Consider the following 15,639-nt stretch of genomic DNA (forward strand, 5'->3'; position numbering starts at 1 on the left):
TAAGTTTCCATGGCCAAGATCGCCCCGCAATTGCCTATCGAAGTCGACAGTGAGACTGGTGTCTGGACCTCTGACGCCCTGCCGATGCTGTATGTGCCACGTCATTTCTTTGTTAACAATCACATGGGTATCGAAGAAGTACTGGGCGCCGACGCCTACGCAGAAATCCTCTACAAGGCCGGCTACAAATCCGCCTGGCACTGGTGCGAGAAAGAGGCTGAGTGCCACGGCCTGGAAGGCGTCGCGGTATTCGAACACTACATGAAACGCCTGTCGCAACGCGGCTGGGGCCTGTTCAAGATCCAGGACATCGACCTGGAAAAAGGCACCGCCAGCGTCAAGCTCGAGCATTCGGCGTTCGTCTACGTCTACGGCAAGGTCGGGCGCAAGGTCGATTACATGTTCACTGGCTGGTTCGCCGGCGCCATGGACCAGATTCTCCAGGCCCGCGGCAGCTCGATCCGTACCGTAGCAGAACAGGTTTACGGTGGCTCTGAAGAAGGCCACGACGACGGCTTGTTCACCGTCAAGCCGTTGTAAGTCGAGGAACCCGCCATGGCTTTCGAAGCAATGTTTCAACCGATCCAGATCGGCAAACTGACCATCCGCAACCGCGTGCTCAGCACCGCGCACGCCGAGGTCTACGCCACCGACGGCGGGATGACCACCGATCGGTATGTGAAGTACTACGAAGAGAAAGCCAAGGGCGGGATCGGCCTGGCGATTTGCGGCGGTTCTTCCAGTGTGGCCATCGACAGCCCGCAAGGCTGGTGGAAATCGGTCAACCTGGCCGACGACCGGATCATTCCGCACTTCCAGAATCTGGCCGATGCCATGCACAAGCATGGCGCCAAGATCATGATTCAGATTACCCACATGGGTCGTCGTTCGCGCTGGGATGGCGAGCATTGGCCAACCCTGCTGTCGCCGTCGGGCATTCGTGAACCGGTGCACCGTGCGACCTGCAAAACCATCGAGCCGGAAGAAATCTGGCGGGTGATCGGCAACTACGCCACCGCTGCCGGGCGGGCCAAGGCCGGTGGCCTGGATGGCATTGAGTTGTCGGCGGTGCACCAGCACATGATCGACCAGTTCTGGAGCCCGCGAGTCAACAAGCGTACTGACGAATGGGGCGGCAGCTTCGAGAACCGCATGCGTTTCGGTCTGGAAGTGATCAAGGCGGTGCGCAAGGAGGTCGGTCCGGACTTCTGCGTCGGTATCCGTCTGTGCGGCGACGAGTTCCATCCCGATGGCCTGAGCCATGAGGACATGAAGCAGATCGCCAAGTACTACGATGACACCGGCATGATCGACTTCATCGGTGTGGTCGGTTCGGGGTGTGACACTCACAACACCCTGGCCAACGTTATCCCCAACATGAGTTATCCACCGGAGCCGTTCCTGCATTTGGCCGCCGGCATCAAAGAAGTGGTCAAGGCCCCGGTGCTGCACGCGCAGAACATCAAGGACCCGAACCAGGCCACGCGGATTCTGGAAGGCGGCTACGTCGACATGGTCGGCATGACCCGCGCCCACATCGCCGACCCGCACCTGATTGCCAAGATCAAGATGGGCCAGGTCGACCAGATCAAACAATGCGTGGGTGCCAACTATTGCATCGACCGTCAGTACCAGGGCCTGGACGTACTGTGCATCCAGAACGCCGCGACCTCCCGTGAATACATGGGCGTACCGCACATCATCGAGAAATCGACCGGTGTGAAACGCAAGGTGGTAGTGGTCGGTGCCGGTCCTGCCGGCCTGGAAGCCGCACGGGTATCTGCCGAGCGTGGCCACGACGTGACCCTGTTCGAGAAGAAAGACACCCTTGGCGGGCAAATCACCACCGCGTCGAAAGCCCCGCAGCGGGATCAGATCGCCGGTATTACCCGCTGGTTCCAGCTGGAGCTGGCTCGCCTGAAAGTCGACGTGCGCCTGGGCACCGCCGCCGATGCCGCGACCATTCTCGACCTGCGTCCGGATGTGGTGGTGCTCGCTGTCGGCGGTCATCCATTCCTTGAGCAGAACGAACATTGGGGCGCCGCTGAAGGCCTGGTGGTCAGCAGCTGGGACGTGCTCGACGGCAAAGTCGCGCCGGGCAAGAACGTGCTGGTCTACGACACCATTTGTGAATTCACCGGAATGTCGGTCGCCGACTTCCTGGCCGACAAAGGCAGCCAGGTCGAGATCGTCACCGACGACATCAAGCCGGGCGTGGCCATCGGCGGAACGTCGTTCCCGACTTACTACCGCAGCATGTACCCCAAAGAAGTGATCATGACCGGCGATATGATGCTGGAAAAGGTCTACCGCGAAGGCGACAAGCTGATTGCGGTGCTGGAAAACGAATACACCGGCGCCAAAGAGGAGCGGGTGGTCGACCAGGTGGTGGTGGAAAACGGCGTGCGTCCTGACGAAGAAATCTACTACGCGCTGAAGGAAGGTTCGCGCAACAAAGGCCAGATGGACATCGAAGCCCTGTTCGCGATTCAGCCGCAGCCTTCACTGAGGGCTCTTGATGAAAGGGCGGCGGGTGACGGCTATTTGCTGTTCCGCATCGGCGACTGCGTGGCCCAGCGCAACACCCACGCGGCGATCTACGACGCGCTGCGGCTGTGCAAGGATTTCTAAGCCAGGCGAACCCCCTGCGTAGGAGCTGCCGAAGGCTGCGATCTTTTGATGTTGATTTATCGCGCCTCATGAAGATCAAAAGATCGCAGCCTTCGGCAGCTCCTACGCGCCGACCGCGTTTTTCCGAGATGTACTGGTGGGAGCTTCACCATGTTAAACACCCTTCTTCCAATCCTGTTGTTCGCTGCCCTGGGCCTGGCTGTCCTGGGCGCGTTGCGGCGGGTGGCTATGTGGCGCCAGGGCCGGGCTTCCAAGGTCGACCTGATCGGTGGCCTGTTCGCCATGCCCAAGCGCTACATGGTCGATTTGCACCATGTCGTGGCACGGGACAAATACATCGCCAATACCCACGTCGCCACCGCCGGCGGCTTTGTGCTGGCTGCGCTGCTGGCGATTCTGGTGCACGGCTTCGGCCTGCATAACCGCATCCTCGGCTATGCCTTGCTGTTCGCCTCGGTGCTGATGTTCGTTGGCGCGGTCTTCGTTGCCCTGCGTCGGCGCAACCCGCCAGCGCGCTTGTCGAAAGGCCCCTGGATGCGTCTGCCGAAAAGCCTGATGGCGTTTTCCGTCAGCTTCTTCCTGGTGACCTTGCCGGTGGCCGGCATTCTCCCTGCCGACTTCGGTGGCTGGTTGCTTGCCTGCGTACTAAGTCTGGGAGTGCTGTGGGGCGTGTCGGAAATGTTTTTCGGCATGACCTGGGGCGGGCCGATGAAGCACGCCTTCGCCGGTGCCCTGCACCTGGCCTGGCACCGCCGCGCCGAGCGCTTTGGCGGTGGTCGCTCCACCGGGTTGAAACCGCTGGACCTGAACGATCCAAACGCACCGCTGGGCGTAGAGAAACCCAAGGATTTCACCTGGAACCAACTGCTCGGCTTCGACGCCTGCGTGCAGTGCGGTAAATGCGAAGCCGCATGCCCGGCGTTCGCCGCCGGCCAACCGCTGAACCCGAAAAAACTGATTCAGGACATGGTCGTCGGCCTGGCCGGTGGCACCGATGCCAAGTTTGCGGGCAGCCCTTATCCCGGCAAGGCAATTGGTGAACACGCGGGCAACCCGCATCAACCGATCGTCAACGGTCTGGTGGACGCTGAAACCCTGTGGTCCTGCACCACCTGCCGCGCCTGCGTCGAGGAGTGCCCGATGATGATCGAGCACGTCGATGCGATCGTCGACATGCGTCGTCACCTGACCCTGGAAAAAGGCGCGACCCCGAACAAGGGCGCCGAAGTCCTGGAAAACCTGATTGCCACCGACAACCCCGGCGGTTTCGCCCCGGGCGGTCGGATGAACTGGGCGGCGGATCTGAACCTGAGCCTGCTCAGCGAGAAGAAAACCACCGACGTGCTGTTCTGGGTCGGCGACGGTGCGTTCGACATGCGCAACCAGCGCACCCTGCGCGCCTTCGTCAAAGTGCTGAAAGCGGCCAAGGTCGACTTCGCGGTGCTGGGGCTCGAAGAACGCGACAGCGGCGACGTGGCACGACGCCTGGGCGATGAAGCGACCTTCCAGACCCTGGCCAAACGCAATATTCAGACCCTGGCCAAGTACAGCTTCAAGCGCATCGTCACCTGCGACCCCCACAGTTTTCATGTGCTGAAAAACGAATACGGCGCCTTCGACGGTAACTATGTGGTGCAGCACCACAGCACCTACATGGCAGAAATCATCGGTGCCGGCGCGCTCAACCTCGGCCAGCACAAAGGCAGCAGCGTGACCTATCACGATCCTTGCTACCTGGGCCGCTATAACGGCGAATACGAGGCGCCGCGTGAAGTGCTGCGGGCGTTGGGGATCGAGATCAAGGAAATGCAACGCTCCGGTTTCCGCTCGCGCTGCTGCGGCGGCGGCGGCGGTGCGCCGATTACCGACATTCCCGGCAAGCAGCGGATCCCCGACATGCGCATGGAAGATATTCGCGAAACCGGCGCCGAGCTGGTGGCCGTGGGTTGCCCACAGTGCACCGCGATGCTCGAAGGCGTGGTCGAGCCCCGGCCGCTGATCAAGGACATTGCCGAACTGGTAGCCGATGCGTTGCTCGAGGACGCCGCGCCGGGAAAGCCATCGGCACCGGCCAAACGTGAACCTGCGGAGGTGCATTGATGAGCGATATTATCCGCCGCGACCCTCACGCTGAATGGATCGCCCGCAACCGCCTGCACCCGCTGCACGCGGCCATGCAGCCGGTGCAACACAGCTGGATGGGGCCTAACGGCATCATTCGCAAAAACCCCCACGGCATCGGTTTTATCGGTCCCAACGGAATCAAGCGCATTGACCGCAGCGGTGCCCAGCAGGGTGGGGCGGCCAAGCGTTCGGCCACGGTTGAAGTGCAATTGCCACTGCATCAAGTGGTGCAACCGGCGTTCTACATCAGCGTCGTTCCGGACATGGTCGGTGGTCGCTTGAGCAGCCACGACCGCGACCTGCTGGGCCTGGCCCATCAATTGGCCGGCAAGGACGGTGCAGTGCTGGCCGTGGTCTTTGGCGAGCACAAAGAAAACGCTTTTGCCACGGCGGGCGTCGACCGCTTGCTGGTACTCGAAGGCGATGAGTTCAGTGGTTATGCACCGGAACAACGGGTCCAGGGACTGCGGTCTGTGGATAACCAGTTCAATCCGCGGCACTGGTTGCTGCCGGACAGCCGCAGCGGTGGTGGCGAGTTGGGCCGGCGCTTTGCTGCTGCCCTGGGCGAACGCCCGGCGACAAGGGTCTGGCAGGTCAAGGGCGAGGAATGTATCGGCCGCGCCGGTGCCGGCCTGCAGGATCTGGCACGGCCAGTCGCACGCTTGATTCTGGCAGCTGCCGAGTGTGCCGAACCGGTCAGCGAAACCCGCCACGAGGCCCTGCCGGTAGAGTTATCCACAGCGGCTGCGCGCAGTTTGTCGCGCATCGAAGACCTCGGCGCGGTGGCGGTCGATCCGGCGGCGATTCCGATGGCCGAAGCCGAGTTCATTTTCTCCGGCGGCAATGGGGTCAAGGACTGGTCGTTGTTCCATAAGACTGCAGCGGCCCTTGGCGCTACCGAAGGCGCTTCGCGGGTGGCGGTGGACGATGGTTTCATGGCCCGCGACCGTCAGGTCGGGGCCAGCGGCACCTGGGTCACGGCGCGGGTCTATGTTGCCGTGGGGATCTCCGGGGCGATCCAGCACCTGCAAGGCATTGGTGCCTGCGACAAGGTGGTGGCGATCAACCTCGATCCGGGTTGCGACATGATCAAACGCGCCGATCTGTCGGTGATCGGCGAGAGTGCAGAAATTCTTCAAGCCTTGATCGCGGCGGTAGAGGCTTACCGCAACGAAGCCAAGCGCGATGCGGCTTAAGGGAAGGACTTAGCTTATGAGTACCAATGTGATCAGTCTGGTGTCCATCGGCGCCCACCCGACCTCAGGCCGCCCTCGGCGTGCCGAACAGGATGCCCGGGCGGTTGAGCTGGGTCTGCAATTGGCGGGAGACAAGCTGCAGGTGCTGCACGCCGGCGATATCGCCGAACCGGCGCTGCGTGCCTATCTGGGCATGGGCCTGGACCGGCTGCATGTGCTGGAACAACCACCCGGTGCCGATGCGCTGCCAGCATTGACCGAGTATTTGCGCGGTGCCGGGGTTCAAGTGGTGCTCACCGGCAGCCAGGCAGAAACCGGTGAAGGTTCGGGCATGCTGCCATTCCTGTTGGCCGAGAATCTGGGTTGGCCGCTGGTGGTGGGCCTAGCCCAGGTCGAGTCCATCGACAGCGGCGTGGCCCTGGTGCTGCAAGCCTTGCCGCGTGGTCAGCGTCGACGCTTGAAAGTCCGTCTGCCGTTCCTCGCCACTGTGGATAACGCCGCGCCCAAGCCTCGGCAGAGCGCCTATGGCCCGGCACGACGCGGGGTATTGCAGGCCGATGAAGTGGAAGTCGTCGACGATGAGTTGCTCGCCGTCGCAACGCTGCAGCCGGCCAAACCGCGGCCAAAACGCCTGAAAGTGATCAAGGCCAAGAGCGGCGCCGATCGGATGAAAGCGGCCACCGCCAAGGCCAGCGGTGGTGGTGGGCAGGTGCTCAAGGGCGTGAGTGCCCAGGAAGGCGCCGAGGCAATCCTCAAATTGTTGATTGAAGAGGGCGTGGTTCGTCAGGGTTGAGCTGCGACGGTCAGGCATTCGGGCAGGACGTTATTTGACGTGTGGGGATTGGGGTAATGACGGTTGAATTTCGTTCGGCTCAGCGCTCAGACGCGCGTGAGATTGCTCGTTTGTTCCAGATTTCCTCAGAGGGCGCTGCAGATTACATCTGGAGCCAGCTCTCGCGACCCGGGCAGGATTTACTGGATGTAGGCGCCAGTCGATATGCTCGGGAAGATGTGGATTTTTCCTATCAGAACTGCCTCATCGCCGAGGCAGAGGGGCGCGTTGTTGGCATGATGCACAGCTACGTGATGCGTCACGATCCTCAAGCCGCTCCCGTCACCGACCCGGTCCTGGCGCCTTATGCCGACCTGGAAATACCCGACACACTCTATATTTCGAGCCTGGCGCTTCATGAAGGCTGGCGAAACCAGGGCCTCGGCGCTCAATTCCTCGAATATGCCCGCAAGCGTTCCAGTGATCTCAAGCTCGTCGGTTTAAGTTTGATTGACTATGCGGCCAATACCGGAGCCTGTCGTTTTTATCAGCGGCATGGGTTCCGCATCGTCGACACCTGTCAGGTCACTCCACATCCGATGATCCGGGTGACGGGCGAAGCCTATTTGATGCAGTGGCCATAGCTCGGCGACCACTTTACCCACAATCCCTGTTAGCGCTTCTGTGGATAAGATGTTTGCGCCTCGCTGCACGCCATGCAATTCAACGCTTACAGCCCTCTGTACGAAAATCAACCAGCCTGACTTCTGGTTTTCCTGAGCTTTTTTCTGTGGATAAAGAAATCCCCAAGCTCCCTCCCGGTGAATAGTTGCCCCCAAAGTCTGTTGGCGCTTCTGTGGATAAGATGTTTGCTCTCGGCTACAGGCCTTGTGAATCAATGCTTACAAGCTTTTGATCATAAAGTGATCAATTGCAGTTTTTGGCAGGCTAAACAACGCTGAAAGCCCTCTATTTCCCGGTTTTAAGCGGTTTTCCACAGAAGAGTGGCTTTGCTCGTAAGTTGCCCCCAAAGTCTGTTGGCGCTTCTGTGGATAAGGTGTTTGCCATCAGCTACAGGCCAGGCTCTGCGTGGCTTTGCGCGATATGATTAAAAAATAGCCAGCCTTTGATGAAAACCGGGCTTCTGGATAAGTCACGGATTTTTTTGGGTTTGTGTGGAGAAAGTTGTCGAGAAATTCCGACTTGCCCACATTAGCTGTGGGTGGCTTTGTGGATAACTTGTTGGCGAAGCGCCAGGACCTGTGCTGTGTATAGGCTCGGCAGCTATAGATCATATTTCGTACAGTTATAAGGATTTTCTCGAAGTGCGGCGGCTGTGGAAAACATCATCGAGGAGTTTATTGGAGAGGGGATAAGGTGGACGTCGAATGGAGCGGGTTTACAGCCTTGGATAGGTGGTGATGGTCAGGACGCTTTCGCGGGCAAGTCGAATCGGCGGTGCGGCGATCCGACTTGCCCGCGAAGTTTTTACTGCGCCGCGACGCCCTTGAGGTAGGCCGGAGCTTCGGCGCCCAGGTTGTTCAGCAGACGCTCGCTGTACCAGTCCACAAAGTTAACCACGCCGAACTCATAGGTCTTGGAGTACGGGCCCGGCTGATAGGCAGTGGAGTTGATCCCGCGCTGGTTCTCTTCGGCCAGACGACGGTCCTGGTCGTTGGTCGCATCCCAGACCTGGCGCATGCGCTCGACGTCGTAATCCACACCTTCGACCGCGTCCTTGTGGACGATCCATTTGGTGGTGACCATGGTTTCCTGGGCGCTGATCGGCCACACGGTGAAGACGATGATGTGATCGCCCATGCAGTGGTTCCAGGAGTGCGGCAGGTGCAGGATGCGCATCGAGCCCAGGTCCGGGTTCTGGATCCGGCCCATGAGTTTTTTGCAGCCTTGCTTGCCATCGATGGTCATCGACACGGCACCCTTGAGCAGCGGCATGCGCACAATACGGTTACGCAGACCGAAGCTGGCATGCGCGTAAGGGATCTTCTCGGCTTCCCAGGAAGCGGCGGAGGCGGCCACGTGGTCCTTGAACGCCTGGTCGGCGCGCGGGTCGGTGACGTCATCCCATTCCAACAGGGTTTTCAGCAGTTCCGGGTGCGAGGCGTTGCAGTGGTAGCACTCGCGGTTGTTTTCCAGCACCAGCTTCCAGTTGGCTTTTTCGAACAAGGTGGTCTGAATCGCCACCTTGGTGTTCTCCATGTCGTACGGTTCCATGTAATGGTTCAGCGTCGACAGGAAGTCATCAATGGCCGGTGGATTCTCCGCCAGGCTGATAAAGATGTAACCACCAGCGGTCTTCACATTCACCGGCTTGAGGCCGTACTGCTTCATGTCGAAGTCGGCGCCCATCTCGGTGCCGGCAAACAGCAGCCGACCGTCCAGTTCGTAGGTCCATTGGTGGTAATGGCAAACCAGCTTGGCGACCTTGCCTTTTTCACTGGTGCATAGCCGTGAACCGCGGTGGCGGCAAACGTTGTGGAACGCATGCACCTGACCTTCAGCGCCACGAATGACGATGATCGGGTTCTTGCCGATTTGCAGGGTCAGGAAGTTGCCCTTGGTCGGGATTTCGCAGGTCATGCCGGCGATCAACCACTCTTTCTGGAAGATTTCCTGCATATCGATATCGAACAGCCGTTCATCAGAGTAAAACGGCTGCGGCAGAGAAAAAGTCCGCTCGCGGCTTTGCAGCATCTCTGCGGTGGCCTTGCGTGCGGGTTCCAGCGGATCGCCCAAGCTCAGGGTTGCGGTGACGTCCATCGTTTAAGTCCTCATGGCCATTCTGTGTGGCCGGCGAAAGTGGCTAACTGTGGCCTGTGTGGCGGGTTTTGCTGGTCGAGTTCGGCGCCTGAAGTCCTGATCCTGCGTTGCCGCTCCTCGCCATAGCGGGCTATGACTCGTCGCGTCGCCTTGGCTAAGAACTCCATGCATCCGAACTTGATCCAGCCAAACCTGCCGTACAGGCCATGGTGCTACGCAAGGCTATTAAAATAGCTGTTATCTGTTGAAGCGAGTGTGCGGTCGCGCGCATCCCGAACCTTATCTATGGGCGACATGGCCCAATCTGTTCCCGACGCGCAAGCCCCGGTGGTTGGGGGCTGGTCGCGATAAGTATGTGAATGTCGCAGATAGGTAAGTGGTCGATCTTCACCTTGAGCAGAATCGCCAACATGAGGCCGACAGTCGGCCGTGGAGACCCGCATGTCCAACAGCTTCCTGAACCCGGTAACAACCCAGACCTGGGCCAATGGTCGGCACATCGTCCGTTGCGTCAAAGTCATCCAGGAAACCTGGGACGTGCGCACCTTTTGTTTCATGGCCGACCAGCCGATCCTGTTCTTCTTCAAGCCCGGGCAGTTCGTCACCCTGGAGCTGGAAATCGACGGAGTGCCGATCATGCGCTCCTATACCATTTCCAGCTCGCCTTCGGTGCCTTACAGTTTTTCCGTGACCATCAAACGCGTGCCCGGCGGCAAGGTGTCGAACTGGTTGCACGACACCTTGCATGAAGGCCAGGAACTGGCGGTGCACGGTCCGGTCGGGCTGTTCAACGCCATGGACTTCACCGCGCCGAAAGTGCTCTACCTCAGCGGCGGCGTCGGCATCACTCCGGTAATGTCCATGGCCCGCTGGTTCTATGACACCAACGGCAATGTCGACATGGTGTTCATTCACAGCGCCCGCTCACCGAAAGACATCATCTATCACCGCGAGCTGGAACACATGGCGTCGCGGATCGACAACTTCAGCTTGCACCTGATCTGCGAGAAACATGGTCTGGGCGAGCCTTGGGCCGGTTATCGCGGTTACCTGAATCACAAGATGCTTGAACTGATGGCGCCGGACTTCCTTGAGCGCGAAGTGTTCTGCTGCGGCCCGACGCCGTATATGAACGCGGTCAAACGCATGCTGGAAGCCCAAGGCTTCGACATGTCGCGTTACCACGAAGAATCCTTCGGTGCGACTCCGCCGGAAGCGCGTGCCGATGCCGTGGAACAAGCCGAACAAGCGGCCGAAGCCCCGGAAATTGACGTCGCCGACCTGCACCAGGTGGAATTCACCGCCTCCGGCAAAAGCATTCGCGTCGCACCGGGCGAAACCGTCCACGCCGCCGCGGCCAAGCTCGGCCTGCTGATTCCCAAAGCCTGCGGCATGGGCATCTGCGGCACCTGCAAGGTGATGAAACTCGGCGGGGAAGTCGAGATGGAACACAACGGCGGAATTACCGAAGAAGACGAGGCCGAAGGTTTCATTCTCTCGTGCTGCAGCGTGCCGAAGGGTGATGTACGAATTGAGTTCTGACAGGCTCAGCACTGTCCCCCGTAGCAGCTGCCGAAGGCTGCGTTTGGCCGCGAAGCGGTCGTAAAATCAGCCACTACGGTGTTCCAGACAAACCGTGCAAACAGGATTGCGACTGCTTCGCAGCCGAACGCAGCCTTCGGCAGCTGCTACGGACCGTTAGCGCAAGCCCACAAGGCTCGATGTTGTTCTCAGGTGCGATGCTGGATCAGTTTGTTGCGCAGCTCGGCGCTAGCCTGCTGATCCAGTTCCAGCCAGTAGTACTGCTTGCCGGCGATTTCCGCGGCGGCGGGCAGGCCGTCGCGATACACCAGTCGATTGCTGGCCAGCGCCGGAACTTTGTTACCCGGCAGCAGCGTGCCGGCGAGGTTCAGCGGATCGACACCGCAGACTCCGATCAGGCTCCCGTCATGGGGCCGCCGACGCACTTCGCGCAATAGCGGAATCGCCTCTGGCAACGCGAACTGCTCGCCCGCCAGGCCACTGACAAAACGTCCACCGCGAATCTCGCCTCTGGCCTCCAGCCGGTGGAAGGTGCGCAGCAGCTCGCGCCAGCTGGGCAGCCAGTCGGCCTCGCGCTCCAGCAGGCGCCAGAACACCACGCCATAACGCCGCAGCAAGGTCATTGCAACATGCTCCAGGGTCGCCGCGGGCGTTTGCCCGGGACGAGTGACTTCGCTCACTGCAGTGGGCGCCGGACGGCGCAACAGTGCCCAGCGCCCGGCATCGTCCATGCCGCCGATAAACGCCCCGCGTCCACGCCGACCGCTGCGGGCCTGACGTTTGCTGGCCGGGGTAATCAGCGCGCGCAGCCCGGCGAAGCTGTCGGCATTCACCAGCCCGGCGCCCACCAGTTCCTGCAATGCGCTTTCCAGTTCGCTACGCAGCAGATGGGCTTCGTGCAGCAGTTCGTCGAAAAACAACGCGCCATGTTGGCTCAGGGCCAAGTGGACTTTTTGGGTTTTTGGCGACAACTCGCTGCTGTCGGTCTGCTCGGTCAAACTACTCCAGAGCGCTACCTGGCTGCGCGGCAGCAACACGATTGGAGTACTGCGCAGCGCCGCACTCGCCGGCTTGTTGTGCGCGGTCAAACGGCTCCAGACCAGTTTTCCGCTACGGCATAGGTCATCCAGCCAGCTGGCGCTATAGCCTTTGAGGCGGGCCGGCAGGATGTCGCTGTCCCAGGCCGCCGCCGCGGCCGGATAGCCTTCGAACTGGCTGACGATTTCTGGCAAAACGGCATTGCCCTGGCCTTGGGTAGCTGTGGACACATGCTGCCAGTCGAATAGAAAGCGCATGAAGTCCTGCAACGCCACCGGTTCGATTTCCCTGCGCAGGCGTCTGACCGTGTAGCGATGAATGCGCGCGAGCAAATGTCGCTCGCACCATTGTTCCTGAGTTGCACCGGGGCTGAAGTGGCCGCGCAGCACGTATCCTTCAGCTTCCAGTTGCGCCAGGGCCTGAGTGATGCGGGCTGGCGGCAATGCCAGTGGTTTGGCGATCTCGTTTAATGGCAGCGGCCCGAATCCGCTGAGTCGGGCACGGAGCACTTCCACCAGTGCCTCATCGCCATCCCAGGCCTCATCGAAGCCGGGCAGGGCTTGCAACTCAGGTTGCAACGGGGCCTCGGGATAGAGCGCTCGCAGCAGCGTCAGACGCTCCAGCGCCAGCCACAACGGCTGCCCGGCATTGATCTGCAAACGACCGGCGCGGCCAGTCTCGGCCAAGGCCTGCAGCCAGGTCAGCCATGGCTCATTGGCCTGTGCTTCGGCATCAGTGATACACGCCAGACTCATCAAGGCTTCGTGCATTTCATCGACACCGGTGGGCCCCGGCCAGGCTTCGTCACGCACCGCTTGAATCGCCTCGGTATCCAGCGCACCAAGGTCATCGGTCGATTGCGGGTCGCTCCAGCGGCGGTTGAGCACGGCCTGGGTGCGCCGCTCCTCCAGCGGTGCGTCATCGAGAAAGGTGTAGGGCCGCGCGCTCAGAATCTCTGCGGCCAGGGGCGAGGGAGCCGGCAGCTCGCGGCTGATCAGGCGGATTTCGCCGTTCTCGATCCGTCGCAGCAAGGCGAGCCAGCCCTCGCTGTCCATGGCCTCGTGCAGGCAGTCATCAAGGGTTTGTTCCACCAGCGGATGCTCGGGGATTTCCCGTTCCCCGGCGAGGTTTTCCAGGCAGGCAATCTGATCGGGAAACACGCTGGCGATCAAGTCTTCACTTTTCATCCGCTGGATCTGCGGCGGGACTTTGCGGCCGCCGCTATACCGTGGCAGGGCCAGTGCAACGCCGGCATTCCAGCGCCAGCGCACGCCGAATAACGGCGCCTCCAGCACGGCCTGAATCAGAATGTGCTCGGCGCTGTTGCTGTTGAGGTAGCGCCAGACTTCATCCAGCTCGAAGCTGTGACTGCTGGACAGCGACAACACGATGGCGTCCTCGCTGGCGGCAGCCTGCAACTCGAAGTTGAAGGTGCGGCAAAAACGCTTGCGCAGCGCCAGGCCCCAGGCGCGATTGATCCGGCTACCGTACGGGCTGTGGATGATCAGCTGGGTACCGCCGGACTCATCGAAAAACCGCTCCATGATCAGCGTGTCTCGGGACGGCAAGGCGCCCAGGGCCAAACGTGCGCGAGCCAGGTATTCCACCAGCTGCTCGGCACTGGCGAAATCCAGGCCGAGGCTGTCGGTCAACCAGTCGAGGCTGTTTTGTAGCTCGCCGGGCGTCGCGCCGAGCAATTCATCGAGGCGGGCTTGCAAGCGCGCCACGGCGAACGACAGTTGCGCACTGCGCCCTGGCGCTTCGCCGAGCCAGAAGGGAATGGTCGGCGGTTGTCCCTGGGCGTCTTCGACCCGAACCTTGCCGGTTTCGACCCGCAGGATCCGGTACGAGGTATTGCCCAGCTGGAAGATGTCGCCGGCGATGCTTTCAACGGCAAAGTCCTCGTTGACGCTGCCGATGTTCAGACTCTGGGGTTCCAGCAGTACGCTGTAGTCAGCATTGTCCGGGATGGTTCCGCCGCTGGTCACGGCCGTCAGTTTGCTGCCGCGCCGACCGCGCAGGGTGCGGGTCAGCGCATCGCGATGCAGGTAGGCGCTGCGGATGCCCTGCCGACCGTTGTAGCCCTCGGCGAGCATCCGCAATATGGCCTGATAGTGCTCTTCATCGAACCCGACATAGGGCCAGGCGCGGCGGATCATCTCCAGCAATGGCTGCTCTTGCCATTCCTGGCAGCTAACCTCGGCGACGATTTGCTGGGCCAGAACATCCAGCGGTGCCGTGGGGATCAACAGGGTGTCGAGTTCACCGCGGCGCACGCAGTCGAGCAGGGCTGCGCATTCGATCAGGTCATCGCGGGTGGTGGCGAACAACCGCCCCTTGGGGGTGCCGCCGACCTGGTGTCCGGAGCGACCGACCCGTTGCAGGAACGCAGCGATAGACCGCGGCGAACCGATCTGACAGACCAGGTCGACATCGCCGATATCGATACCCAGCTCCAGCGACGCGGTGGCGATCAGTACTTGCAGCTCGCCGCGCTTGAGCCGTTGTTCGGCGTCCAGGCGGAACTCCTTGGCCAGGCTGCCATGGTGGGCCGCCACCGCTTCTTTGCCGAGGCGTTCGCTCAAATGTCGGCTCAGGCGTTCGGCCAGACGCCGGGTGTTGACGAAAATCAGTGTGGTCCGGTGTTCGCGGGCGAGCACGGCGAGCCGGTCATACACCCGTTCCCAGATGTCATTGGCCATCACCGCCGATAACGGTACTGGCGGCACCTCGATGGCCAGGTCCCGTGAGCGGGCGTGGCCAATGTCGATAATCTCGCAAGGGCGGTCGCGGCCTGCCAGAAAGCGCGACACCGCTTCGATGGGTTTTTGCGTGGCTGACAGGCCGATGCGCATCAAGGGTTCGCGACACAGTGCCTGCAAACGCTCCAGGCTCAAGGCCAGATGACTGCCACGCTTGCTGCCAGCGACGGCGTGAATTTCGTCGACGATCAAGGTGCGCACACTGCCCAGCATGCGTCGGCCGGAGTCCGAACCGAGCAACACATACAACGATTCCGGAGTTGTCACCAGAATATGCGGGGCACTTTTGCGCATCGCCGCGCGGTCTTTTTGCGGGGTGTCGCCGGTACGCACTGCGGTGTTGATCTGCAATTGAGGCAAACCCATGCGCCGCAATTGCTCGGTAATCCCCTCCAGCGGATTCTGCAGATTGATCTGAATGTCGTTGGACAGCGCCTTGAGCGGCGAGACATAGACCACCAGCGTTTCGTCCGGCAGTTGGCCACCGTGCTCGAGGCCGCGATGGACCAGGTCATCCAGCACTGCGAGAAACGCAGTCAGGGTCTTCCCCGAGCCGGTGGGCGCGGCGACCAGGGTCGAGCGACGCTGGCGGATCAACGGCCACGCCCGGGCCTGGGCGGCGGTGACCGAGGGGAAAGTCGCGTTGAACCAGGCGCTGACGGCGGGGTGAAAGCCCGTCAGGGCGTTGTCCGCTGATTCGGGAAGATTCATGAAGAGATTTATGCTGCCGATGGGCAGAAGTTGCAACCCTGGTAGCAGCTGCCGAAGGCTGCGTTCGGCCGCGAAGCGGTCG

General features: G+C 61.1%; 9 protein-coding genes. 7 read left to right on the forward strand and 2 right to left on the reverse strand.

What is annotated here, in order from left to right:
• The first annotated feature begins 9 nt into the window (after positions 1–9).
• The 6 genes from AC3IUA_RS02585 to AC3IUA_RS02610 all read left to right on the forward strand — a co-directional run bounded on the left by AC3IUA_RS02585 (position 10) and on the right by AC3IUA_RS02610 (position 7,367).
• Entirely contained in the window at positions 10–540 is a 531-nt protein-coding gene (locus AC3IUA_RS02585; RefSeq protein ID WP_150807153.1) for a DUF5943 domain-containing protein, read from the forward strand.
• A gap of 15 nt (positions 541–555) precedes the next feature.
• Positions 556–2,631: a dimethylglycine demethylation protein DgcA gene (gene dgcA, locus AC3IUA_RS02590; RefSeq protein WP_489358970.1), complete on the forward strand. Its 2,076-nt coding sequence runs from the start codon at positions 556–558 to the stop codon at positions 2,629–2,631.
• Between the two features lie 150 nt (positions 2,632–2,781).
• Positions 2,782–4,731: a dimethylglycine demethylation protein DgcB gene (gene dgcB / locus AC3IUA_RS02595; protein ID WP_489358971.1), complete on the forward strand. Its 1,950-nt coding sequence runs from the start codon at positions 2,782–2,784 to the stop codon at positions 4,729–4,731.
• The gene (etfA, locus tag AC3IUA_RS02600) at positions 4,731–5,951 is read left to right on the forward strand and encodes an electron transfer flavoprotein subunit alpha (RefSeq protein ID WP_489358972.1); all 1,221 of its coding nucleotides are present in this window, start codon (positions 4,731–4,733) and stop codon (positions 5,949–5,951) included. The genes dgcB and etfA overlap by 1 nt, the downstream gene beginning before the upstream one ends.
• Before the next feature lie 16 nt (positions 5,952–5,967).
• Complete coding sequence (etfB, locus tag AC3IUA_RS02605; RefSeq protein ID WP_489358973.1) at positions 5,968–6,744, forward strand: electron transfer flavoprotein subunit beta; 777 nt, start codon at positions 5,968–5,970, stop codon at positions 6,742–6,744.
• A 56-nt stretch (positions 6,745–6,800) separates the two neighbouring features.
• Positions 6,801–7,367 (forward strand): GNAT family N-acetyltransferase, encoded by a 567-nt coding sequence (locus AC3IUA_RS02610; protein WP_489358974.1) that lies wholly within the window; start codon positions 6,801–6,803, stop codon positions 7,365–7,367.
• Between the two features lie 844 nt (positions 7,368–8,211).
• Here the strand turns inward: AC3IUA_RS02610 and gbcA are convergent.
• Positions 8,212–9,504, reverse strand: a complete 1,293-nt coding sequence (gene gbcA / locus AC3IUA_RS02615; RefSeq protein WP_489358975.1) for a glycine-betaine demethylase subunit GbcA — start codon at positions 9,502–9,504, stop codon at positions 8,212–8,214.
• A 441-nt stretch (positions 9,505–9,945) separates the two neighbouring features.
• Between gbcA and gbcB the strand changes: the two genes are divergently transcribed.
• Positions 9,946–11,046, forward strand: coding sequence for a glycine-betaine demethylase subunit GbcB (gbcB, locus tag AC3IUA_RS02620; RefSeq protein WP_489358976.1), 1,101 nt, complete (start codon positions 9,946–9,948; stop codon positions 11,044–11,046).
• A 188-nt stretch (positions 11,047–11,234) separates the two neighbouring features.
• Here the strand turns inward: gbcB and AC3IUA_RS02625 are convergent, their stop codons facing one another.
• Positions 11,235–15,557: a DEAD/DEAH box helicase gene (locus AC3IUA_RS02625; protein WP_489358977.1), complete on the reverse strand. Its 4,323-nt coding sequence runs from the start codon at positions 15,555–15,557 to the stop codon at positions 11,235–11,237.
• Positions 15,558–15,639 lie beyond the last annotated feature (82 nt).

The organism is Pseudomonas sp. KH_050, assembly GCF_057838875.1.

Coding starts and splice junctions, on each gene's coding strand:
- AC3IUA_RS02625 (WP_489358977.1), bottom strand. CDS start 15,557: ATGAATCTTCCCGAATCAGCGGACAACGCCCTGACGGGCTTTCACCCC.
- etfB (WP_489358973.1), top strand. CDS start 5,968: ATGAGTACCAATGTGATCAGTCTGGTGTCCATCGGCGCCCACCCGACC.
- dgcB (WP_489358971.1), top strand. CDS start 2,782: ATGTTAAACACCCTTCTTCCAATCCTGTTGTTCGCTGCCCTGGGCCTG.
- AC3IUA_RS02610 (WP_489358974.1), top strand. CDS start 6,801: ATGACGGTTGAATTTCGTTCGGCTCAGCGCTCAGACGCGCGTGAGATT.
- gbcB (WP_489358976.1), top strand. CDS start 9,946: ATGTCCAACAGCTTCCTGAACCCGGTAACAACCCAGACCTGGGCCAAT.
- etfA (WP_489358972.1), top strand. CDS start 4,731: ATGAGCGATATTATCCGCCGCGACCCTCACGCTGAATGGATCGCCCGC.
- gbcA (WP_489358975.1), bottom strand. CDS start 9,504: ATGGACGTCACCGCAACCCTGAGCTTGGGCGATCCGCTGGAACCCGCA.
- dgcA (WP_489358970.1), top strand. CDS start 556: ATGGCTTTCGAAGCAATGTTTCAACCGATCCAGATCGGCAAACTGACC.
- AC3IUA_RS02585 (WP_150807153.1), top strand. CDS start 10: ATGGCCAAGATCGCCCCGCAATTGCCTATCGAAGTCGACAGTGAGACT.